Annotated in this window: 21 protein-coding genes and 1 pseudogene; 14 read left to right on the top strand and 8 right to left on the bottom strand. The window is 70.3% G+C overall.

The features are described 5' to 3' along the window. Positions 1 to 7: 7 nt before the first annotated feature. Together ACGFZQ_RS01500 and ACGFZQ_RS01505 are read right to left on the bottom strand one after the other, a co-directional pair. On the bottom strand, positions 8 to 1,924 hold the full coding sequence (locus tag ACGFZQ_RS01500) for an acetyl/propionyl/methylcrotonyl-CoA carboxylase subunit alpha (RefSeq protein ID WP_393838663.1): 1,917 nt from the start codon (positions 1,922 to 1,924) through the stop codon (positions 8 to 10). Between the two features lie 11 nt (positions 1,925 to 1,935). Continuing rightward, a complete protein-coding gene (locus ACGFZQ_RS01505) occupies positions 1,936 to 3,552 on the bottom strand; it encodes a carboxyl transferase domain-containing protein (RefSeq protein ID WP_393838664.1) in 1,617 nt (538 codons plus the stop codon). Positions 3,553 to 3,639: 87 nt separating this feature from the next. Here ACGFZQ_RS01505 and ACGFZQ_RS01510 point away from each other — a divergent pair, with 87 nt between their 5' ends. The 5 genes from ACGFZQ_RS01510 to ACGFZQ_RS01530 all read left to right on the top strand — a co-directional run bounded on the left by ACGFZQ_RS01510 (position 3,640) and on the right by ACGFZQ_RS01530 (position 7,839). Then, positions 3,640 to 4,236, top strand: a complete 597-nt coding sequence (locus tag ACGFZQ_RS01510; protein WP_351734947.1) for a TetR/AcrR family transcriptional regulator — start codon at positions 3,640 to 3,642, stop codon at positions 4,234 to 4,236. A 114-nt stretch (positions 4,237 to 4,350) separates the two neighbouring features. After that, positions 4,351 to 5,508 carry an acyl-CoA dehydrogenase family protein gene (locus ACGFZQ_RS01515; RefSeq protein WP_351690714.1) on the top strand — a complete coding sequence of 386 codons (1,158 nt, stop codon included), beginning with the start codon at positions 4,351 to 4,353 and terminating at the stop codon, positions 5,506 to 5,508. Positions 5,509 to 5,543: 35 nt separating this feature from the next. Beyond that, positions 5,544 to 6,410 carry an acyl-CoA thioesterase gene (locus ACGFZQ_RS01520; protein WP_393838665.1) on the top strand — a complete coding sequence of 289 codons (867 nt, stop codon included), beginning with the start codon at positions 5,544 to 5,546 and terminating at the stop codon, positions 6,408 to 6,410. Between the two features lie 10 nt (positions 6,411 to 6,420). Beyond that, the gene (locus tag ACGFZQ_RS01525; protein ID WP_393838666.1) at positions 6,421 to 7,386 is read left to right on the top strand and encodes a cation diffusion facilitator family transporter; all 966 of its coding nucleotides are present in this window, start codon (positions 6,421 to 6,423) and stop codon (positions 7,384 to 7,386) included. 123 nt (positions 7,387 to 7,509) lie between these two features. Next, positions 7,510 to 7,839 (top strand): hypothetical protein, encoded by a 330-nt coding sequence (locus ACGFZQ_RS01530; protein WP_393838667.1) that lies wholly within the window; start codon positions 7,510 to 7,512, stop codon positions 7,837 to 7,839. 103 nt (positions 7,840 to 7,942) lie between these two features. Here the strand turns inward: ACGFZQ_RS01530 and ACGFZQ_RS01535 are convergent, their stop codons facing one another. Continuing rightward, complete coding sequence (locus ACGFZQ_RS01535; protein WP_393838668.1) at positions 7,943 to 8,731, bottom strand: phosphatase; 789 nt, start codon at positions 8,729 to 8,731, stop codon at positions 7,943 to 7,945. A gap of 65 nt (positions 8,732 to 8,796) precedes the next feature. Then, complete coding sequence (locus tag ACGFZQ_RS01540; RefSeq protein WP_393838669.1) at positions 8,797 to 10,347, bottom strand: PucR family transcriptional regulator ligand-binding domain-containing protein; 1,551 nt, start codon at positions 10,345 to 10,347, stop codon at positions 8,797 to 8,799. A gap of 124 nt (positions 10,348 to 10,471) precedes the next feature. Between ACGFZQ_RS01540 and ACGFZQ_RS01545 the strand changes: the two genes are divergently transcribed. The 4 genes from ACGFZQ_RS01545 (at position 10,472) to ACGFZQ_RS01560 (ending at position 16,026) form a co-directional block, all read left to right on the top strand. After that, positions 10,472 to 11,929: a sodium:solute symporter gene (locus ACGFZQ_RS01545; RefSeq protein ID WP_393838670.1), complete on the top strand. Its 1,458-nt coding sequence runs from the start codon at positions 10,472 to 10,474 to the stop codon at positions 11,927 to 11,929. A gap of 57 nt (positions 11,930 to 11,986) precedes the next feature. Further along, on the top strand, positions 11,987 to 12,955 hold the full coding sequence (gene speB / locus ACGFZQ_RS01550) for an agmatinase (RefSeq protein WP_393838671.1): 969 nt from the start codon (positions 11,987 to 11,989) through the stop codon (positions 12,953 to 12,955). After that, positions 12,952 to 14,643: a thiamine pyrophosphate-binding protein gene (locus ACGFZQ_RS01555; protein WP_393838672.1), complete on the top strand. Its 1,692-nt coding sequence runs from the start codon at positions 12,952 to 12,954 to the stop codon at positions 14,641 to 14,643. The genes speB and ACGFZQ_RS01555 overlap by 4 nt, the downstream gene beginning before the upstream one ends. A 114-nt stretch (positions 14,644 to 14,757) precedes the next feature. Beyond that, a complete protein-coding gene (locus ACGFZQ_RS01560) occupies positions 14,758 to 16,026 on the top strand; it encodes an ATP/GTP-binding protein (protein ID WP_393838673.1) in 1,269 nt (422 codons plus the stop codon). 307 nt (positions 16,027 to 16,333) lie between these two features. Here ACGFZQ_RS01560 and ACGFZQ_RS01565 read toward each other — a convergent pair whose 3' ends face one another. Then, on the bottom strand, positions 16,334 to 16,516 hold the full coding sequence (locus ACGFZQ_RS01565; RefSeq protein WP_393838674.1) for a DUF397 domain-containing protein: 183 nt from the start codon (positions 16,514 to 16,516) through the stop codon (positions 16,334 to 16,336). Between the two features lie 63 nt (positions 16,517 to 16,579). Beyond that, positions 16,580 to 17,929 carry a hypothetical protein gene (locus tag ACGFZQ_RS01570; RefSeq protein ID WP_393838675.1) on the bottom strand — a complete coding sequence of 450 codons (1,350 nt, stop codon included), beginning with the start codon at positions 17,927 to 17,929 and terminating at the stop codon, positions 16,580 to 16,582. 207 nt (positions 17,930 to 18,136) lie between these two features. Between ACGFZQ_RS01570 and ACGFZQ_RS01575 the strand changes: the two genes are divergently transcribed. The 4 genes and pseudogenes from ACGFZQ_RS01575 (at position 18,137) to ACGFZQ_RS01590 (ending at position 20,305) form a co-directional block, all read left to right on the top strand. Further along, the gene (locus tag ACGFZQ_RS01575) at positions 18,137 to 18,490 is read left to right on the top strand and encodes a hypothetical protein (RefSeq protein WP_393838676.1); all 354 of its coding nucleotides are present in this window, start codon (positions 18,137 to 18,139) and stop codon (positions 18,488 to 18,490) included. After that, on the top strand, positions 18,487 to 18,852 hold the full coding sequence (locus ACGFZQ_RS01580) for a hypothetical protein (protein ID WP_393838677.1): 366 nt from the start codon (positions 18,487 to 18,489) through the stop codon (positions 18,850 to 18,852). The genes ACGFZQ_RS01575 and ACGFZQ_RS01580 overlap by 4 nt, the downstream gene beginning before the upstream one ends. Before the next feature lie 479 nt (positions 18,853 to 19,331). Then, positions 19,332 to 19,607, top strand: a pseudogene (locus ACGFZQ_RS01585) (type I restriction endonuclease); the annotation flags it as partial. Between the two features lie 188 nt (positions 19,608 to 19,795). Beyond that, positions 19,796 to 20,305 (top strand): hypothetical protein, encoded by a 510-nt coding sequence (locus ACGFZQ_RS01590; protein ID WP_393838678.1) that lies wholly within the window; start codon positions 19,796 to 19,798, stop codon positions 20,303 to 20,305. Between the two features lie 6 nt (positions 20,306 to 20,311). On the opposite strand, the gene ACGFZQ_RS01595 is transcribed toward ACGFZQ_RS01590, so the two are convergent. Continuing rightward, a complete protein-coding gene (locus ACGFZQ_RS01595) occupies positions 20,312 to 20,668 on the bottom strand; it encodes a peptidase inhibitor family I36 protein (RefSeq protein WP_393838679.1) in 357 nt (118 codons plus the stop codon). 194 nt (positions 20,669 to 20,862) lie between these two features. Between ACGFZQ_RS01595 and ACGFZQ_RS01600 the strand changes: the two genes are divergently transcribed. Continuing rightward, positions 20,863 to 21,402, top strand: a complete 540-nt coding sequence (locus ACGFZQ_RS01600) for a Uma2 family endonuclease (RefSeq protein ID WP_362574252.1) — start codon at positions 20,863 to 20,865, stop codon at positions 21,400 to 21,402. Positions 21,403 to 21,456: 54 nt separating this feature from the next. Here ACGFZQ_RS01600 and ACGFZQ_RS01605 read toward each other — a convergent pair whose 3' ends face one another. Continuing rightward, positions 21,457 to 22,263, bottom strand: coding sequence for an endonuclease I family protein (locus ACGFZQ_RS01605; protein ID WP_384477419.1), 807 nt, complete (start codon positions 22,261 to 22,263; stop codon positions 21,457 to 21,459). Between the last annotated feature and the right edge of the window lie 19 nt (positions 22,264 to 22,282).

Here is a 22,282-nt window from a genome sequence, read left to right on the forward strand (position 1 = left end):
GGGAGCGTCATTTCTCCTCCTCGTGCGGGGCGATCACGGCCAGCACCTGGTCCATGGCGACCGTGGCGCCCGGTTTCACATCGAGCTCGGCGACCGTGCCGGCGTGCGGGGCGGAGATGACGTGCTCCATCTTCATCGCCTCCACCACCAGCAGGCTCTGACCGGCGACCACTTGATCCCCGACGGCGACCTTGACGACCGTCACCGTGCCGGGCATGGGCGCGGTGAGGGAGTCGGCGCCGACGTGCGCGGCCCGGTTCAGGGACGCGGCGACCGGGTCGTGGTCGCGGACCTGCCAGGCGTCGCCGTCACGGCCGATCCAGTCGGCGGTGTGCAGGAAGGTGTGGCGGACGCCGTCCAGGGTGACCGACACGCGGTCGGGGGCGACGGAGTGCGTGCCGCGCGGGACGTACTCCACCGGGTCCTGCACCCGCAGGTGGAAGCCGGCCGGCTTCGGGGTGCCGCCGAGCCGCCAGCCGCTGGGCACCGAGAAGGGGTCCGTCCAGCCCGCGCCGGCGACGGGCTTCAGCGCCTCCAGGCGCACGGCCGCCGCCGCCTCGTACACCTCGTCCGGTACGTCCGTGGAGACCAGCTCGTCCACCACCCGCTCGACCAGCCCCGTGTCCAACTCGCCCGCCACCACCGCCGGATGGGCGAGGAGCCGGCGCAGGAACCCGGCGTTGGTCCCCACGCCCAGCGTGGCCGTCTCCGCGAGGGCCCCGCGCAGCTTGCGGAGCGCGGTCTGCCGGTCCGGGCCGTACGCGATCACCTTGGACAGCATCGGGTCGTAGCGGCTGCCGACCTCGGTGCCCTCGCTGAGCCCGGAGTCGGTGCGGACACCGTCCCCCGAGGGCTCGTGCAGCAGCAGCACCGTGCCGCCGGTGGGCAGGAACCCGCGCGCCGGGTCCTCGGCGCAGATCCGGGCCTCCACCGCGTGCCCGGTCAGCCGGACGTCCTCCTGCGCGAACCCGAGCCGCTCCCCGGCCGCCACCCGCAGCTGCCACTCCACCAGGTCGAGACCGGTGACGAGTTCGGTCACCGGGTGCTCCACCTGGAGGCGGGTGTTCATCTCCATGAAGTAGTACGACGAAGGGTCGCCGCCCGGCACGATGAACTCCACCGTGCCCGCGCCCCGGTACCCGCACGAGCGCGCCGCCTGCACCGCCGCCTCGCCCATCGCGGCCCGCGTCCGTTCGTCCAGCAGGACCGACGGCGCCTCCTCGACGACCTTCTGGTGCCGGCGCTGGAGCGAGCACTCGCGCTCGCCCAGGTGCACCACGTTCCCGTGGCCGTCGGCCAGTACCTGGATCTCGATGTGCCGGGGGCGGTCGACCCACCGCTCGACCAGGAGCGTGTCGTCGCCGAAGGAGGCGCGGGCCTCGCGGCGGGCGGCGGCGATCTCCTCGTCGAGGAGGGTCAGGTCCCGCACCAGCCGCATGCCCTTGCCGCCGCCGCCCGCGGACGGCTTGAGCAGCACGGGGGCGCCCAACGCGCGGGCGGCGTCCGCGAGTTCGGGGTCACGGCCACCCGGTACCACCGGCACCCCGGCCGCGCTCACCGTCTCCTTCGCGCGGATCTTGTCGCCCATCAGCGCGATCGCGTCGGCCGGCGGGCCGATGAACACCAGCCCCGCCTCCTCGCAGGCGCGCGCGAAGGCGGCGTTCTCGGCGAGGAAGCCGTACCCGGGGTGGACCGCCTGGGCACCGCTCACGGCGGCCGCCTCCAGCAGCCGCTCCACGGACAGATAGCTCTCGCCCGCCGGCGCCGGACCGAGCCGTACCGCCGTGTCGGCCTCCCGGACGTGCCGCGCGTCCGCGTCGGCGTCGGAGTACACCGCCACCGAGCGCACGCCCAGCGACCGCAGCGTACGGATGACCCGGACGGCGATCTCGCCCCGGTTGGCCACGAGTACGGTGTCGAACACGAGTCCCCTCCTCACATCCGGAAGACGCCGAACTGGGGCTCACCCAGCGGCGCGTTGCCACAGGCCGTCAGGGCCAGACCGAGCACCTGCCGGGTTTCGAGGGGGTCGATGACCCCGTCGTCCCAGAGCCGGGCGGTCGCGTAGTAGGCATTCCCCTGGCGCTCGTACTGCGCGCGGACGGGCGCCTTGAAGGCATCCTCGTCCTCGGCCGGCCAGGACTCTCCCCGGGCCTCCAGCTGGTCCCGCTTCACCGTGGCGAGGACCGACGCGGCCTGTTCGCCGCCCATCACCGAGATCTTGGCGTTCGGCCACATCCACAGGAAGCGGGGGGAGTAGGCCCGGCCGCACATGGAGTAGTTCCCGGCGCCGTAGGAGCCGCCGACGACGACGGTCAGCTTCGGGACGCGGGTGCAGGCCACCGCCGTGACCATCTTGGCGCCGTGCTTGGCGATGCCGCCGGCCTCGTAGTCCTTGCCCACCATGAAGCCGGAGATGTTCTGCAGGAACACCAGCGGGATGCCGCGCTGGTCGCACAGCTCGATGAAGTGGGCGCCCTTCTGGGCGGACTCGGAGAAGAGGATGCCGTTGTTGCCGATGATCCCGACCGGGTGGCCGTGGATGCGGGCGAAGCCGGTGACCAGGGTCTGCCCGAACTCGCTCTTGAACTCGGCGAACCGGGAGCCGTCGACGATCCGGGCGATGATCTCGCGCACGTCGTAGGGGGTGCGGGAGTCGACCGGGACGGCGCCGTAGAGGCCGTAGGGGTCGACCTTCGGCTCGGCGACCGGGGTGACCTCCCAGGGCAGGGAGCGCCGGGCGGGGAGGGTGGCGACGATGTTCCGGACGATCCTGAGCGCGTGCGCGTCGTCCTCGGCGAGGTGGTCGGTGACACCGGAGACGCGGGAGTGCACCTCGCCGCCGCCCAGCTCCTCCGCCGTGACGACCTCCCCGGTGGCGGCCTTCACCAGCGGGGGGCCGCCGAGGAAGATCGTGCCCTGGTTGCGGACGATCACCGCCTCGTCGCTCATCGCCGGTACGTACGCGCCGCCGGCGGTGCACGACCCGAGGACGGCCGCGATCTGCGGGATCCCCGCGCCCGACATCCGGGCCTGGTTGTAGAAGATCCGCCCGAAGTGGTCGCGGTCGGGGAAGACGTCGTCCTGCATGGGCAGGAAGGCACCGCCGGAGTCCACCAGGTAGAGGCAGGGGAGCCGGTTGTCGAGCGCCACCTCCTGGGCCCGCAGGTGCTTCTTCACGGTCATCGGGTAGTACGTGCCGCCCTTGACCGTGGCGTCATTGGCGACGATCACGCACTCGCGCCCGCTGACCCGCCCGATCCCGGCGATCACGCCGGCCGCCGGGGCCGCCCCTTCGTACATCCCCTCGGCGGCCAGCGGGGCCAGCTCCAGGAACGGCGAGCCGGGGTCCAGCAGCGCGTCCACCCGGTCCCTGGGCAGCAGCTTGCCGCGCGCGGTGTGCCGGGCCCGCGCCTTCTCGCCGCCGCCCAGCGCGGCCGCGGCGAGCCTGCCGCGCAGCTCCTCGACGAGGACGCGGTGCGCCTCCTCGTTGGCCCGCCAGGCCTCCGAGGCGGGGTCTGCCGCGCTCGTCAGCTCCGGTGCCTGGTCCATGCCCGCGATCCCCTCACTTTGTTAATGAGCGTTAACGCATTTCCCTCAGGTTAACGACCGCTAACCTCCCTGTCTAGAATTGCCCTCATGGTCACGAGAACCGATGCCCCGACCCGGCGCGAGCAGATCCTCAAGGAGGCCGCCCGGCTGTTCGCCGAGCGCGGCTTCCACGGTGTCGGCGTGGACGAGATAGGCGCCGCGGTCGGCATCAGCGGGCCCGGTCTCTACCGGCACTTCGCGGGCAAGGACGCGATGCTCGCGGAGCTCCTGGTGGGGATCAGCGGGCAGCTGCTGACGGGCGCGAAGCGGCGGCTGGCGGAGGCCGACGGGGAGACCGCGCCGTCGGCGGTCCTGGACTCCCTCATCGAGGGGCACATCGACTTCGCCCTCGACGACCGCCCGCTGATCACCCTGCACGACAGGGAGCTGGACCGCCTGCGCGACAGCGACCGCAAGCTGGTGCGCCAGCTCCAGCGCCAGTACGTCGAACTGTGGGTGGAGGTCCTCCGCGAGGTCTACCCCGCCCTGCCGGAACCCGCGGCCCGCTCGGCGGTCCACTCGGTCTTCGGCCTCCTGAACTCGACCCCGCACCTGGGCCGGCCGGGTTCCCTGCCGGGGCGCGGCACGACGGCGGTACTCCTGCACCGGATGGCGAGAGGCGCGTTCGAGGCCGCCGCGGCGTGATGAGCGTTACCCCCATCCCCCCGGCTCCTGCCCTGGACCCATCCGCCTACCCACCGGTACGGTGAAGTCTGAGCAAGCGCTTAGACAGATGAACCGTGCCTGGAGGTGGCGGCCGTGCGCCGTACGTTGTTCAACGAGGATCACGAGGCGTTCCGGGAGACCCTCCGCGCCTTCATCGAGGCCGAGGTCGTACCCGTGTACGACGAGTGGTTCGCGGCCGGTCAGGCGCCCCGCGACTTCTACTACAAGCTCGCCGAGCTGGGTGTCTTCGGCATCCGCGTCGACGAGGAGTACGGCGGCGCCGGCATCGACTCCTACAAGTTCGAGGCCGTCCTGTACGAGGAGACCGCCCGCGCCGGCGTCTCCTTCGGCGGTTCCGGCGTGCACGTGCTGCTCGGCCTGCCGTACATAAAGCTGCTCGCCAACGACGAGCAGAAGAAGAAGTACCTGCCGAAGTTCGTCTCCGGCGAGGAGATGTGGGCCATCGCGATGACCGAGCCGGGCACCGGCTCCGACCTCGCGGGCATGAAGACCACCGCCAAGCTCTCCGAGGACGGCACCCACTACGTCCTCAACGGCGCCAAGACCTTCATCACCGGCGGTGTGCACGCCGACCGCATGATCGTCTGCGCCCGCACCTCCGCGCCCACCAAGGAGGACCGCCGTCACGGCATCTCCCTCTTCGTGGTCGACACCAAGGCCGAGGGCTACTCGGTCGGCCGCAAGCTCGACAAGCTCGGCCTGAAGACCTCCGACACCGCCGAGCTGGCGTTCGTCGACGTCAAGGTGCCCGTCGAGGACCTCCTCGGCGAGGAGAACAAGGGCTTCTACTACCTCGGCCACAACCTCGCCTCCGAGCGCTGGGGCATCGCCTTCGGCGCCTACGCGCAGGCCAAGGCCGCCGTCCGGTTCGCCAAGCAGTACGTGCAGGAGCGGGTGGTCTTCGGCCAGCCCGTCGCCGCCTTCCAGAACACCAAGTTCGAGCTGGCCGCCTGCCAGGCCGAGGTGGACGCGGCCGAGGCCGTCGTCGACCGCGCCACGGAGGCCCTGGACGCCGGTGAGCTGACCCCGGCCGAGGCCGCCAGCGCCAAGCTGTTCACCACCGAGGTCGCCCACCGCGTGATCGACCGCTGCCTCCAGCTGCACGGCGGCTACGGCTTCATGAACGAGTACCCGATCGCCCGCCTGTACGCGGACAACCGCGTCAACCGCATCTACGGTGGCACCAGCGAGATCATGAAGACGATCATCGCGAAGGACATGGGCCTGTAAGGTCCCCGCAATTACCGGCCAGTAGAAAAGGTGCCATGAACGAGGCACTGAACGATCTCCTCGATCTGCTCGACCTGGAGCAGATCGAGGAGAACATCTTCCGCGGCCAGTCCCGGTCCGCCGTCGTCCCGCGCGTGTTCGGCGGGCAGGTCGCGGCCCAGGCGCTGGTCGCCGCCGGGCGCACGGTCCCGGCGGACCGGCACGCCCACTCGCTGCACGCGTACTTCCTGCGCCCCGGTGACCCGGGCGCGCCCATCGTCTACACCGTCGAGCGGATCCGCGACGGCCGCTCCTTCACCACCCGGCGCGCGGTCGCCGTCCAGCACGGCAGGCCGATCTTCGCCCTCTCGGCGTCCTTCCAGGTGTACGAGGACGGCCTCGACCACCAGACCCCGATGCCGCCCGCGCCCGACCCGGAGACCCTGCCCACCTCGGCGCAGCGGCTGCGCGGCTACGACCACCTGGACCCGGCCGTCGTGGAGAAGTTCCTGGAGGCCCGCGAGGCGATCGACCTGCGGTACGTCGAGGAACCGCCGTACGGGAAGTTCGGCGAGCCGCGTGAGCCGCACAGTCAGGTCTGGTTCCGGACCAACGGCAAGCTCGACGACGACCCGCTGCTGCACGTCGTGCTCGCGACGTACGTCTCCGACATGACCCTGCTGGACTCCGTGCTGCTCGCGCACGGCCGCGGCGGCTGGGCCGTCGGGGACGTGGTGGGCGCCTCGCTGGACCACGCCATGTGGTTCCACCGGCCGTTCCGCGCCGACGAGTGGCTGCTGTACGACCAGGAGTCCCCGTCGGCGTACGGCGGCCGCGGGCTCGGCCAGGCCCGGATCCACACCCAGGACGGTTCACTGGCTATTTCCGTGATCCAGGAGGGTGTGGTCCGCGTCCCCAGGTAGAACTGGGGGCATGTCCCAAGCCGAACAGACCGCCGAACAGAGCGGCGGCGAGAGCACCGCCACGGTGATCGTCGCCGCCGTCGCCAACCTCGGGATCGCCCTCGCCAAGGCGGTCGCCGGGGTGATCAGCGGGTCCAGCGCGATGCTCTCCGAGGCGGCGCACTCGGTCGCCGACACGGTCACCGAACTGCTGCTGCTCACCGCGCTCAAACGCAGCGAGAAACCCGCCGACGAGGACCATCCGTTCGGCTACGGCCCCGAGCGGTACATCTGGGCCATGCTGGCCGCCGTCGCCACCTTCGTCGGCGGCGCGGTCTTCTCCCTCTACGACGGCATCCACACCCTGACCGCGGGCGAGGAGCTGGGCAACCCGCTGGTGTCGTACATCGTCCTCGCGGTCGCCTTCGTCCTGGAGGGATTCTCCCTGCGTACGGGGCTGAAGCAGGCGTACGGGGAGGCGGCCCGGTTCCGGGTGTCGTTCAAGCTGTATCTCCGGCGCACCCCCGACACCGCCGTGAAGGCCGTGGTGATGGAGGACTCGGCGGCGCTCGTCGGCCTGGTGCTCGCGGCCGGCGGCCTGCTCGGCGGGCAGCTCACCGGCTCCGGCGTCTGGGACGGCCTCGCCTCCCTCCTCATCGGCCTGCTCCTGCTGTACGTCGCCTGGGTGCTGGGCCGCTCGAACGCCGAGTTCCTCATCGGCCGGCCGCTGCCGAAGGCCGTGCGGGAGCGGATCCGGGCGGAGCTGCTGGAGTCCGAGCACATCGTGGCCGTACTGGAGCTGACCACCCTGGTGCAGGGCCCGAACGAGGCGCTGGTCGCGGCCAAGGTGGACTTCCGGGACGTGTCGACGGCGGCCCAGATCGAGTGGGCCTGCGAACGGGCCGAACAGCGGCTGCGGGCCGCGGTCCCCATGATCGGCCGGGTCTACCTGGACCCCACCCCGGGGCCCGCGACCTCGGCCGATCACGGGCGGTGAGCGCCCGAAGTGCCGGGCGACTTGTCCGAGATTAAGCTCTATGAGTGAAATGCCGCACAGTGCATGTGCCGCATAGCGGACGTGCCGCGTAGCGGACGTAAGTCCGGCAGAAAGGTATTTCCCATGCGAGTACAGCGCGCGAGGCGCATCGCCGCGATGTCCGCCGCCGGCCTGATGCTGGCCGGTGGAGCCGCGATCGGCGCCGCGGGCACCGCCTCGGCGGCCCCCGCCTCCACTCACCAGAGCGTGGTCACCGGCGGCTTCGGCTGCAACTCCCGCTTCGGCGGCGGATTCAACAACTGCCGCGGTTACGGCGGCTACGGCTACGGCGGCTACGGCTTCGCCCCCGTCGCGGTCGTCCCCGTCGTGGTCGTCCCCACCGTCGGGTACGGCGTCAGTGGCTTCGGCGGCCTCGGCTACGGCGGCTTCGGCTACGGCGGGTTCGGGTTCTGAGCCGACCGGACGCGAACAGACACCAAGCCAATTCAGGGTCTAGGCCAGGCCACGAGGTGCGGTTCCCGTGCGCGGGGGCCGCACCTCGCGCGGTCCGGCGCGGTTACGCCAGCCCCGCCTCCGACAGCAGGTACGCGGTCATCGGGTCGTAGTACCGCGGGCTGAGCACGTGGTCGTCGAGGGGTACGGCCACCTGGAGGGTGCCCTCCGCCTCGGCGAGGAACAGCGCCGGGTCGTTGCAGTCGGCGTATCCGACCGAGTCCAGGCCCACCTGCGCCGCGTACCCCGCCCAGCCGTGGTCGGCGACGACCAGGTCGGGCCGCGGGCGGTCCTCGCGCTCGAGCCCGCCCAGGATGGCCTTCATCGGATCACCGGAGTGGGTGTGCCACAGCGTCGCCCCGTGCTCCAGGACGGCCACGTCGGCGAACTGCATGACGTATCCCTCGTCCGTCTGCAGCCCGTCCGGGATGACCACGATCTCGCAGCCGGCGGCGCGCAGCGCCTCCGCCGTCGCCCGGTGCACGTCCAGCAGACCGCCGGGGTGCCCGGTCGCGAACAGCACCCGCTGCTGCCCCTCGGCCGCCTTGCGCAGCCGCGCCGCCAGCCGGTTCAGGCCGTCCACGGTCAGCTCGGGATCGATGGTGTCCTGGCCGTACCGGTACTCGGGGTCGTCGTTCACCCCGACCCGCTCGGCCATCACGGCCAGCACGTCCTGCTCGTCGGTCCAGCGGTCGCCGAGTTCCAGTCCGAGCCACCAGTTGCGCTCGCCGTTGGCCAGCTTGCGGTAGTGGAGCAGGTTGTTCTCGCGGGGCGTGGCGACATCGCCCGCGATACGGGTCTTCACAAGGTGCTCGACGAGCTCGGCGCGGCTGGGTGTCCCGGGTATCGGCATGGCTCCATTGTGAGGCAGGGCGCTGTGCGATTTCCCTGCGTATCGCCCGCTGGGACGTGCGTCACTCACTCCTGCCGCAGCGCGAACCACAGCTCCATCCGTACGTCCGGGTCGTCGAGTTCGGCACCGAGCAGCGCCGCGCAGCGGGCGATGCGCTGGCGCACGGTGTTGCGGTGGACGGCGAGTGCCACCGCCGTGCGGTCCCAACTGCCGTGCAGGGAGAGCCAGGTGCGGAGGGTGTCGACGAGGGCGGGGTGCTCCGCGAGGGGGCCGAGGAGGGCGCGGGCGTGGGCGTGGGCCTCGTCTGCCGGGATCAGGTCGCCCAGTGCGGGTCGGGTGTTGTGCCGGACCAGGGGGGTGCGGGTCGCTCGGGCGCGGGCCAGGGCGCGGGTCGCTTGCGCGGCGGCGGCCGGGAGTTGGTGGGCGGGGACGGGGGCGCTGACGCCTAGGGTCCAGCCGGGTTGTTGTGCGGGTTCTCGGTTGCTGGGGAGCAGGATGCGGATGACTTCCCCTACGGGGTCGATGAGAGTCGAGCCGAGTGAGGCGCCTAGTGCGGTGGCGGTGAGGAGGTCGGGCGGGTGCGGGTGGTTCGTGGCTGGTCGCGCCCCGCGGCGGAGCCGCATATCGGCTGGGTCCCGCGCCCCTAGAGGCAGGTGGGGACCGTCCCGTTGGTCGTTCCGGCAGGCGTCTACGACGAACCAGGTGTCCCCCCTGCCCAGCAGCGGTGTCACTTCCTCCGGAGTGCTTCCCAGCAGGAGCCGTACGAGTGCCGCGTTGCGGGACGCGCCCGAGCCGCTGTGTTGTTCGCCGGTGAGGAGGGTGAGGAGGACCGTGGCCACCGAGGCGATGGTGTGGTCGCCCGGTTCGCGGGCCGGGGTGGCCACCCCGAGGACGAAGCCGGTGCTGAGGGTGTAGGCCGCGAGGTGGATGCCTGCCGTGGCGTGGGTCGCCGAGGTGGGGGTGCCCGGGCCTGAGGGTCGTACCACCTCCGTCAGCTCGGCCAGCGAGCCGCGTACCGGTGCCTCCGGCTCTCGTCCCGCCGAGGCGATCTCCGCTCCCTCGGGGCCGTACAGGGCCGTCCAGCCGCCCACCCGCTGGGCCAGCTGCCGCAGCACCGACGGCACCGGGTCGGGGCGGGCGGCGGCGGCCGCGAGGCTCTGCTGGGCCTCGGTGACCCGGCGCAGCTCGGCGAGGCGGGCCTGGGCCATCAGCTGCCAGACCGCGCGGGCGACGGCCGAGAAGGTGGTCCCCGGCGGGACCTCGACGAGCGGGAGGTCGTACGCGTCGCAGGCCGCGACGAGCGCGCGCGGGACCGTGTCGTGGACGGGGGCCACGCCGAAGCCGAGGGCGGCGCCGCCCGCCGCCACGATCCGTGACACGTAGTCGTCGAAGTAGGTGCCCGAACCCGCGGCGTCCGGGATGTGCACCCCGGCGGTCAGCAGCAGCTCCCCGCCCAGCAGGTAGGGGTACGGGTCGGCCATCTCCGAGGTGTGCGCCCAGTGGACCACCAGGGACGGGTCGGACGGCCCGGCGATCTGGCGCAGGGCGAGGTCCTCACGGGCCAGCAGGGCCGCGAGGGGCACCGGGGGCGTGGGCGGAACAGCGGGGTCCGGCATGGTGTGCGTTCTCTCCATCCGGTGGGGCTCGAATAGATGAAACGTACACTTCGCAGCCGCTTTCCGGCCACCTAGTGTCGGTGTCCGTCACCCGCCGGCGAGACCCCCAGCGAAGGAGGGCCCTGTGGCCGTCGACTACGCAGTGATCGTGATCTATCTGGCCGGCATGCTGGCCATGGGCTGGTGGGGCATGCGCCGTGCCAGGTCCAAGAGCGACTTCCTGGTGGCGGGCCGCCGCCTGGGCCCCGCCATGTACTCCGGCACCATGGCCGCGATCGTCCTGGGCGGCGCGTCCACCATCGGCGGCGTGGGCCTCGGCTACCAGTACGGCCTCTCCGGTGCCTGGATGGTCTTCACCATCGGCCTCGGGCTGCTGGCCCTGTCGGTCTTCTTCTCGGCCCGGATCGCCCGCCTCAAGGTGTACACGGTCTCCGAGATGCTGGACCTGCGGTACGGCGGCCGGGCGGGCGTGATCTCGGGCGTCGTGATGTGGGCGTACACCCTGATGCTCGCCGTCACCTCGACCATCGCGTACGCCACGATCTTCGACGTCCTCTTCGACATGAACCGGACGCTCGCGATCGTCATCGGCGGCTCGATCGTCGTCGCCTACTCGACGCTCGGCGGCATGTGGTCGATCACGCTGACGGACATGGTGCAGTTCGTCGTCAAGACCATCGGCGTGCTGCTCCTGCTGCTGCCGATCGCGGTGGTCAAGGCCGGCGGCTTCGCCGAGATGAAGGCCAAGCTGCCGACGGCGTACTTCGACCCGCTGGGCATCGGCGGCGAGACGATCTTCACCTACGTGCTGATCTACACGTTCGGGATGCTCATCGGGCAGGACATCTGGCAGCGCGTGTTCACGGCCCGGGGCGACCGGACGGCGAAGTGGGGCGGCACCGTCGCCGGCACCTACTGCCTGGTGTACGCCCTCGCCGGCGCCGTGATCGGTACCGCCGCCAAGGTGCTGTACCCGAAGCTGGGCAGCCCGGACGACGCCTTCGCCACCATCGTCAAGGACGAACTCCCCGTCGGGGTGCGGGGGCTGGTGCTGGCCGCCGCGCTGGCCGCGGTCATGTCGACCTCCTCCGGCGCGCTGATCGCCTGCGCGACCGTCGCCAACAACGACATCTGGTCGCGGATCCGGGGCAAGGGCAGGTCCGGTGACCATGACGAGGTGCGGGGCAACCGCGTCTTCATCCTGATCATGGGCGTCGGGGTGATCGGCACGGCCATCGCGCTCAACAACGTCGTCGAGGCGCTGACCGTGGCCTACAACCTGCTGGTCGGCGGCCTCCTGGTGCCGATCCTCGGCGGGCTGCTGTGGAAGCGCGGCACGGTCCAGGGCGCCCTCGCCGCCGTGACCGTCGGCGGCCTCGCGGTGATCGGCCTGATGGCGGGCTACGGCATCCTCGCCAACGAGCCCGTCTACTACGGCCTCCTCTCCTCCCTGGCCGCGTATGTCGCCGTCTCCCTGGCGACCAGGCCGACCGACGCGGCCGTGCTGGCCAACTGGCGGGAGCGGCTCGCGGGCCGCGCGGCCTCCGAACTCGTGTCCGAACCGGTCCCGGCCGGCCAGTAAAGTCGTAGCCAGAAGCAGTGCATACGCGACGAAGCGTAGGAAAGAAGGCATGACCCCATGAGCAGCAACGAGACGCCCCGCGGCCCCGTCGACTCCTCCCGCGTCCCGCGGTACGCCGGTCCCGCGACCTTCGCCCGGCTGCCCCGCCTCGACGAGGTCGGCACCGCCGACGTCGCGGTGGTGGGCGTGCCGTTCGACTCCGGTGTCTCGTACCGGCCGGGCGCCCGCTTCGGCGGCAACGCCATCCGTGAGGCGTCCCGGCTGCTGCGCCCCTACAACCCGGCGCAGGACGCGTCCCCCTTCGCCCTGGCGCAGGTCGCGGACGGCGGCGACATCGCCGTGAACCCCTTCAACATCAACGAGGCCGTCGAGACCATCGAGGCCGCCGCCGACCAGCTGCTCGGCACCGGCGCCCGCCTGATGACCCTGGGCGGCGACCACACCATCGCGCTCCCGCTGCTGCGAAGCGTCGCCAGGAAGCACGGCCCGGTCGCGCTCCTTCACTTCGACGCCCACCTCGACACCTGGGACACCTACTTCGGCGCCGAGTACACGCACGGCACCCCGTTCCGGCGGGCGGTCGAGGAGGGCATCCTCGACACCTCCGCCCTCTCGCACGTCGGCACCCGCGGCCCGCTGTACGGCAAGCAGGACCTGACCGACGACGAGAAGATGGGCTTCGGCATCGTGACCTCGGCGGACATCTACCGCCGGGGCGCCGACGAGGTGGCCGACCAGCTGCGCCAGCGCATCGGCGACCGCCCGCTGTACATCTCGATCGACATCGACTGTCTGGACCCCGCTCACGCCCCGGGCACCGGCACGCCCGAGGCCGGTGGTATGACGTCCAGGGAACTGCTGGAGATCCTGCGCGGACTCTCCTCCTGCAACCTGGTGTCGGCGGACGTCGTCGAGGTGGCCCCCGCGTACGACCACGCGGAGATCACGTCGGTGGCGGCCTCGCACACGGCGTACGAACTGACCACGATCATGACCCGACAGATTGCCGAGGCTCGTTCGAAGTGACCCACGACCACGACCTGGTACTCCGCCCGACGGAGGCGCAGACCGCAGCCGCACTGAACCCTCCGGCCGGCCGCAACGGCGGGGACCTGGTCGTGGAGACGCTGGCCGGGCTCGGCGCGACGACGGTCTTCGGACTGCCCGGCCAGCACGCCCTCGGCATGTTCGACGCCCTGCGCCGCTCGTCGCTGCGCTATGTCGGCCTGCGGGTGGAGAACAACGCGGGCTTCGCGGCGGACGCGTACGGCAGGATCACCGGCGAGGCGGCCCCGCTGCTGCTGTCGACCGGCCCAGGAGCGCTGACCTCGCTGGCGGCCCTCCAGGAGGCGGCCTCGGCCTCCGCGCCGGTGCTGGCGATCAGCAGCCAGATCCCGACCGCCGGCCTCGGCGGCGGCCGTCACGGCTACCTCCACGAACTCCCGGACCAGGCGGCCTCCTTCCGGGGCGTGGTGAAGTCGGTCCACACCGTCCGCACCCAGTCGCAGATCCCCTCCGCTCTCGCGGCGGCCTGGAAGTCGGCCCTCTCCGCCCCGCACGGCCCCGTGTGGGTGGAGATCCCGCAGGACGTGCTGCTGGCCCCGACGCCGCTCCCGGTGGTGACGGCGATGGACGCCACCCCGGACGAGCTGCCGCCGCGCCCCGAACTGACCGCGGTGGCGGCCGACCTGCTGTCCCGTGCGGCCCGCCCGGCGATCATCGCGGGCGGCGGAGTGGTACGGGCGGACGCCTCGGGCAAGCTGCGGCAGCTGGCCGAGACGCTGAACGCACCGGTCGTCACCACCTTCGGCGGCAAGGGCGCCTTCCCCTGGAACCACCCGCTCTCCCTCCAGTCCTGGCTGGAGGACCGCCACACCACGGACTTCCTGGAGGACGCGGACGTCCTCCTGGTCGTGGGCTCGGGCCTGGGCGAACTCTCCTCGAACTACCACACGTTCAAGCCCCGGGGCCGGGTCGTCCAGATCGACGCGGACCTCGGCAAGCTGGAGTCCAACCACCCGGCACTCGGCATCCACGCGGACGCCCGGCTCGGGCTCCAGGGCCTGCTGGAGACGGTGTCGCCGCGCGCGGACGACACGGCGGCCGACCGGGTACGGGAGCTGCTGTCCCGGGTCTCGGCGCGCATCGCCGCCCAGGAACTCACCCTGGAACAGGGCGTGCTGGCGGCGGTCCGCCGGGCTCTCCCGCGGACGTCCCCCTCCTTCTGGGACATGACGATCCTGGCCTACTGGGCCTGGTCGGCCTTCGACCCGCAGGGCACCAACCTCATGCACTCGGCCCAGGGCGCCGGCGGTCTCGGCTACGGCTTCCCGGCGGCGCTCGGCGCGGCCGCGGCCGACCCGACCCGCCCGGTCCTCGCGGTGTCCGGCGACGGCGGCGCCCTCTACTCCATCGCGGAACTGGCGACGGCGAGGCAGCACGACCTCCCGGTCACCTGGCTGATCGTCGACGACGGCGGCTACGGCATCCTGCGCGAGTACATGACCGGCGCGTTCGGCGAGCCCACGGCGACGGAACTGTCCCGCCCCGACTACGTGGCCCTCGCCGAGTCCTTCGGTGTCCCCGCCGTCCGCACCACCCCGGAGACCCTGGAGACGGACCTGGCGAAGGCCCTGGCCGCCCCCGGCCCCTCGGTGGTCGTACTCCCGGCCCTGCTGCGGATGTTCGCGCCGACGCATCTGGGCTCGGATTGATCACCCGATCGGCTGTCCGTGGTGACCTGCACGGGATATGTTCCGTGAGGTCGCAGGCGTCTCGGTCGGGCCGATGTCGGACGCGGCCACTACTCTGAGCCCGGAGAGGACAGCTTGCTGCTGCGGTTCCGCGTCGCGAACGTACGGTCCCTGCGAGACGAGCAGGAGCTGTCCTTCGTCGCGCATGGCGACGGACAGAGCGGGTCGGCCAACCCAGTGGATCTTGTAGGCGGCGGCTCCGTCTCCGTACTCCCACTGATCGGCATTTTCGGGGCCAACGCCTCCGGTAAGTCGAATGTGCTGACCGCGATGACCGACATGCGCAACGCGGTCCTCAACTCCTACGCCCGCTGGGCCTCTTACGACGGCATTCCGCGCCAGGTCTTCGCTCTGAACCCCAAGAGCGAGAGCGAACCCTCCTTCTTCGAGGTCGACGTCGTCATCGACTCGGTCCGCTGGACGTACGGCTTCGAGCTCGGCGCCAGCCGTGTCGAGTCCGAATGGCTGCACAGCTATCCGAAGGGCCACCGTCAGGAATGGCTCGACCGCGACGCCTCCCGGCCGGATGTCTTCAAGTGGCCCGGCGGACGGGTCAGGGACCGGGCCCAGCTCGTACGGCGTACGCGGCCGAACGCACTGCTGCTCTCCACGGCGGGCACGGACAACCACCCGCAGCTCTCTCCGCTCTTCCACTGGTTCCGCCGGAATTTCTGGATGATCAGCCCTGAGGTCGAGCGGGACGAGCGCGCGCAGTACACCACGAAGGAACTGTCGGGTCCGAGAGCCGCCAGAATCCAGGAGTTGTTGAGGGTCGCAGACCTCGGCATCACAGGAGCGACGGTCGTCCAGGACGGTCCGGGCCAGGACGCGGTGAAGCTGACGCACCATTCGGCCGCCGGGGACGTTTCCTTCGACTGGCAGGAGGAGTCCTACGGCACCCGCTCCTGGTTCGCCCTCCTGGGTCCTCTGCTTCTCGCCCTCGACGAAGGCGCGGTCCTGCTCGTCGACGAACTCGACGCCAGCCTGCACTCCCGCTTCGCCGCAGAGGTCGTCCGGCTCTTCCACGACGCTTACGCGAATCCCAAAGGGGCTCAGCTGGTCTTCACGTCCCACGACGCGACGGTGCTCACCACCCCGAGTGGCGAGCGGCTCCTCGATCCCGGACAGGTCTGGCTGACGCAGAAGGACAAGGACGGGGGGACCGAGCTGTATCCGCTCACAGATGTGGAGCCGGGCGAGGACGAGGACCTCACGCAGTCGTATCTCGCGGGGGCCTTCGGCGCGGTTCCGGCTCTCCTGGAGGGGCAGATCGCGCGACGACTGTTGGCGGCACGTGAGGCTGGCCGGTACGACGAGACAGGCGATCGAGCGGACCGCGACTGATGGGGCGGGCGCAGAGGGGCAAGGACTCGTGGGAGCGTCCGGCCCCGCGGGGCGGAAAGCGCAGGCGCCAGGTCTTCATCTTCACCGAGGGCAAGGTGACTGAGCCGTCGTATCTCGACATCCTCAAGGACCAGGGCGTCCCGCAGGCCGGAAAGGTCCCGGTGGAGATGCACATCGCCAACCGCAAGGCGGACAGCGGGCGCAAGCCGCTCGATCTTGTCGCGCAGGCGATCAAGCTGAAGTGCGAAGAGGACCGCAAGGCGAAGCGGGTCAAACTGGACGCGAAGTACCTGCCTGAAGTCTGTCTCTACGTCCAGCCAGCCGACAGGAAGACCAGTGTGGGCCCCTCGGGAGCCTTGGAGTCGCGGACAGGGACACCTGCGGGGTGGCTGTCCAGGACCTCCAGGCAGCTGCCGCCCTCATTGCCGCTGTAGGAGGACTTCCGCCAGCCGTTCGGTAATTCCGCGTTCGAGAGGGTTCGGTCAGTCATCGCGTTCGTTGTCCTTCACTGTCACCAGGGCGCATGCGCCGACGCTCGTGAATCGATCGAACCTCACGCAGCCTTGGCCGCAGCCACCCCGCGTGCGCGGAGCGCAAGCTCTCGCACAGGGCGGGCAGTCGGGTGTCGGCGCAATTCCGTGCTCATCGTGCGGAAATGGTCGTCCCCGCGGTTGGACGAGACGTGTTCGTACTCGTCCAGGAACCGTGACCAGCTCTCGCAGGCTGCGTCCAGGTGGCCGACGCGCAGCTGGCGTTGTGCGAGCAGGGCGTAAGAGTGCACGCGGCCTTGGCGTTCCTGTTTCGGCTGAAGGCGGATCGACTGCTTCAGGGCTTTGATCGAACCCGCGAAATCCTTCTCCTCGTACAGGACGTGGGAGACGTGGAAGAGGTAGGCGGTCTGGTCGTAGCCGCCGATCGCATCCCTGCGGTTGTCCGCCTTCGACAGCGCGTCCTCCGCCTCCTTCAGGCGGGCGTGGGCTTGTTGCTTCAGGCCCACCATGGACGCGGAGTGTGCCTGCTGGCCGCGTAGGAACGCCACGAGACGCGGGCCCGCAGAGGGGGCTGCTTGTGCTGCGGAGTCCGCGAGTTCCAGGGCCTTGGGACCGTATCCCAGGTTGGAGGCCTGGAGGGACATGCCGCGCAGGGTCCTGCAGTAGGTGATGTGGTCCTCCGCCTCGCGCGCCAGGCCGAGGGCTTGGAGGTAGTAGCGCTGCCCGAGGCCGTGGGCCTTCTCGTACATGGCCATCCAGCCGGTCAGGTACGTGAGGTCGGATGCGGCGGCCAGCATGTCCTTGCGGACAGGCTCCGTGGCCTGTGCCTGGAGCCAGGGGCCGACGGTGTTGACAAGGAACGCGGACGCCATGGGCATCGCATGCCCGGCGCCGAGTTCGTCGAGGATGTCCGCGATCCGGTCGGTCATGGTGCGGATCGACTGGACCTGTGAAGAGCCGATACGAACAGTCTTCTTGCCTGGAGTCACAGATTCGGCCATCGCTCGCGCGGGGAGGGTGAACGCGGGTACTGACAGAGCGGCAGAGAAGACCGTGGCAGCCAGCAGGCTGCGGCGGGACGGATCCATGGTTGCCCTTCCGAGGTCGATCAGCTCCTCGACAGTGTCGGCGGATGGGGACCTCATGAGTGACGGCGCGGGTTCCAGGCCGGCTTCCGCGTGGGTGACGGGTCGTCCCAGCCGCGCCGAGAGAGCCTCGACGATCAATGCCCTGACCTCGGGCTTTGGCTGGACCCCTGCAATCCAGTGCGCGACTGCCGTGCGGTCGTACGTAAGGTCGATTCCTGCCTGAGGGCCGAGGCGGTTCACCTGCTGTGCGAGCTGGGTCCTGGTCCATCGTGCCTGGTCAAGCAGGTTGTCCAGGGCGCGGTTGGGGGTGCGTTTCCGTGCCATGTCCTCAACTCCCGACGGCTTGCATGGTGTTCGACGACGGCGTTCACGGCGTTCACGGTCCCACCGTCTTCCAACGGTACCTGCGGAGGGTGTCCGAGCGGTTACCTCTTGCACATGCGCCGAGCGATCTCGGCCGAAAACAAGGACCCCCGCGACCGCTTGCGACGGCCCGGGGGCATGGCCCTCAACCACTCTGGAGTTGAGAACGTGTTGCACCATATCGCCCGCCTCATCGAGCCGCTGCTGCGGCTGGTGTGGCCCGCCTCCGGGCATCACCGGCACGCGGCCGGGGGAGGAGTGTCGAGAACCCCCGTACCGGCTTCCCCCGTCGCACCCAGCCGCCGCCCCTCCCCGCACGAAACCCCCCTCCGGGGCGAGGACTCCCGACTCATCCGTCCCTACCTCCTCGCCCACGAACAGTGCGAGCAGGTCAGACAGCGTCCCGCCCGCGGCCGGGCCCTCTGGCTCGCCGTGCACGGCGTCGACGTAGGGCCACGGCGTATCCACGGAGTCGACGTCGGCTCGCGCCGAATTCACGGCATCGAGGCGGCCGCCGCATGATCTACGAGAGCCGTGACATTGCCGCCACCACAGTCAGCCGGCCCCGTCTCCTCCCCTGGTCCAATCTCGACGGCAACCCCTGCTACCTCGTCACCGACAACACCGGTGCCAGCCACCTCTCCCGGATCGCCGACAGCGTCGAAGCCGTCCAGCTCGACATGGCCGACGACCTCCTCGGCCACGCCGCCGATCTCCTCGGTGACGGCAAGGCCACAGCGCCACAACTCCGTTTCCTCGCCGCCCGATTGACCGAATCGCTCCACGACGTGCATCGCATCGCCCGGAGCAGGGGAGCCCGCCTTCCTGCGTCCTGTGGTGACGAGGCCTCCGATGTCGCCCCCGAGGAGGGCCCCGGCACCTGACCTGCCCCGCCGAGCGTGCGGACGTATACACACAAAGCCTTTTACGTCCGTGCGCTCAGCCATGTCCTCCGTCCGGATCTCCTCCCCTTACCTCGCCGCCGAGGCGCGAAATGGATCTCCGGGCAACAGAGGGACGTATGGAGAGGCGCGGGCCGTGGTGGTGCACGTCGAGCGGGACGAGGTGGAGCGGCCGTTCGTCGCGCAGTTGGAGGCCATGGGGTGGACGCACGTCCCGGGCGTGGAGCTGGACACGCTTGACGCGGCTGTGCCGCTGCTCGTCGACGAGCTCGGGCCCGCGCTGAGACGGATCAACCTCCGGGGCAGCGACGGTCAGCCCTGGATGGGCGAGGACGACATCCGGCGGGCGGTCAGCGGGCTTGCCTCCCTCACCCTCGGCAAGGGCGTCGTGCACGCGAACCTCGCCGCCACCGACATGCTGCTCCACGGCTGGACACTTCCCTCGCCCTCCGCCGCGCACGGTGGTCCGTCCGCCACCGTCCAGTACGTCGAGTGGCAATCCGGACCTCGTCACGCGGAACACCTTCACCGTCGTCGACCAGCTCCGCGTACGCAGCCGCTCCGGCGAGCTGTCGATACTCGACCTCGTCCTCTTCGTGAACGGCATCCCGCTCGTCGCCGTCGAGTGCAAGAGCGCCGATCTCGCCGAGCCCGTCCGCAGCGCCGTACTCGATCTTCGGCACTACGCTGGGAACCCCGTTCTGGACCTCGACGCCACCGGTACTCCGGTCCCCGCCGGTGTGCCGGAACTGTTCCGGACCGTGCAGCTCCTCGTCGCCGCGACCGGCGAGACCGCCCACCTGGGTAGGCCCTGGCCGCACCGGGTCCCTCGGTGGTCGTGCTTCCGGCGTTGCTGCGGATGTTCGCGCCTACGCATCTGGGCTAGGCCCGACTGGGTGTCAGAGGGGGCCGTTACCGTGCTCGCATGACGCACTGGATACGCCGTCCGCTTCCGCCCCACGAGGAGATCAACGTCGTCTTCTTCCGGGGGATGTCGCTGGACGCGCTCACCCGGAGACTCCTCGCCGCCCGGCGGATACCTCTCGCGTACGGCAAGGGCACCGACTGGAGCGTGGTCATGCACGAACTGCTGGGCTGGGACAGCGACGACTACGGCCTGGTCGACTACGGGCAGGTGTGCCGGGCCGGCGGTGAGCTCGCCGTCTTCGTCACGGAGCCGTGCATCGCCAAGGCGCACGGCCCCGAGTTCGACTACTACCGCGACGGACGTCTGATCACCGGCATCGGCTTCGAGACCCCGTCCTACGGGGTGGGCGAGCGGCCCGACCTGCTGGCCCCCGCCCTCACGGCGGCGAAACTGGTCGGACCGCATGCGGATGACGACGGCGACAGCGACGTACGTACGGCGCGGGCGATCGCGACTCACTTCGCTCTGCCCGACCTCGACCTGCCGTCTGTGCCGGACGTTCCCTAGGAGGGGTCAGCAGGCGCCCGCCCCCACCCCGTCGATGCGGCCGCCGAAGTCGCCGAGGTACTGGGAGCGCCAGTCGCCGTTGAAGGTGTCGCGCTTCTCGGTCGGGGACCAGTTGATGAGGCAGGAGCGGGTGGAGGCGACGAAGGAGCCCACGTGGTCGTGGAGGTTGGGTGGCATGTCGCGGTAGCCGCTGCGGGCCGTCCACTCCCAGTAGTCGCCGCCGAAGCCCTCCCCGCTCCAGAAGCACACCGAGCCGTCGGGACAGGAGGGGGCGGCGGCCGCCTGCGCGGAGGCGCTCTGCGCGGGCACCACCAGTGCGGTCAGCGCGAGCGCGGCAGCGAGGGACCAGCTACGAAACTTCACGGGACGCTCCGAAAAAGGGAGTTGGGGACGCCCCGGCGGAACTGCCGGGGCGCCCCCATGCTCCTGGGCGATCACCCGGACACGCCCGAGTCCAAGATCGGCTTCACCTGTGTGAGCGAACTAGTCGTTCAACATCACCGGAGGTGTGGGGTGAGCGACATAATGCAGGTAGGAGGTGAGCTGCCGTGTCCATCATGAGCGACCTGATCGAGCGAGGCGGAATCCCCGAAGGCTTCAAGGTCGAGGTCTTCGACGGAAGGGTGATCATGACCCCGCAGAGCCCCGAGCAGGATTGGACCGTTTCCGATGTGAAGGATGCGGTCAAGGCCGCGGGTATCGCTCGCGAGCGGGTCTTCGGGGACGTGCTCATCACGTTTCCCGGAGAGAACGACGCGGCTCCGGATCTCACCGTCGTCGGCTTCGACGCGGAGCGCCGGAAGAACAGCTACTCCTGCCTCGACGTGCTCGCGGTGGTCGAGGTTCCCTCCGAGCCCGCGGACGAGAAGGACTACGTGCGAAATGTCCAGAAGTACGGACGGTTCGGGATCGACTTCTACATGATCGCGGATCCCTTCAAGAAGGCGGTCACCTTGTTGTCGGAGCCGCAGCCCTCCGGCTACGGACAGGCCGTCGAGGTTCCGTACGGTGAGACGGTCAGTTTCACACTGGCCACGGGAGAACGCGTGAAGATCGATACCAGCACGTTTCCCACTCGCGACGCACGCGAACGGTGACCTGCGACGACGGCCGTACAGGCGCACCTGTACGGCCGTCGTTTCTCCCGGCTCCTACCAGATCGCCTCGATCCACTCCGGGTGGTCGATGAACGGGTTCCGGTTGTGCTGGTAGGTGCTGTAGATGACGTCGTTGCGGTTCTCCTCGAAGGAGTCCGGCGGGTCCTCGTCGTTCCACTGCTTGAGGACCGAGAGCTTGCCGATGTACGGGGTGGAGCCGTTGGCGACCTTGTCGTCGGGCTCCAGGTTCGCGAAGCCGTCGTCGCCCTCGTAGCGGACCGCCATGTAGAGGATCATGCGGGCCACGTCGCCCTTGACCGCGTCGCGCGGCTCGAAGGAGTCCGAGTCGGCCTTGCTGCCACCGCTGTTGGTGAAGGTGGAGCCGCCCTCGTCGAAGTCGAGGTTGCCGCGCTTGCCGTTGACCGCCACGTCCTCGGGACGGATGTGGTGCAGGTCCGTGCCGGGGCCGGTGGAGGTGGTGAGGTCGCCGTGCGAGATCGCCCACACGTGCTCACGGTTCCAGTCGCCGCTGTCACCGCCGTTGAGGGTCTTGCTGCGCGAGATGCCCGAGTACAGCAGGATCACGTTGCTGCTGTTGTTCGGGTCCTGGTCGGTCTTCTTCAGGGCGTCCCACAGGGCCGAGTACGACAGCTTGGTGACGTTCGCGCTGATGATCGTGTGCAGGGAGGACTTGAGGGTCGTCCCCGTCTTGCCGATCGCGTTCTTGTAGTACGTCGAGTCGTACGCGGTGGTCGTCGCGGCGGCCGGAGTCGCCGTCAGCGCCGGGGCGGTCAGGCCGACCAGAACGGCGGCGGTCGTCAGCGCCACCGACTTCCAGTGCCGTATGCGTGTCGCCAGCATAAAGAGTTTCCCATCTACG

Source organism: Streptomyces sp. NPDC048254 (assembly GCF_043201895.1).
Classification (GTDB): domain Bacteria; phylum Actinomycetota; class Actinomycetes; order Streptomycetales; family Streptomycetaceae; genus Streptomyces.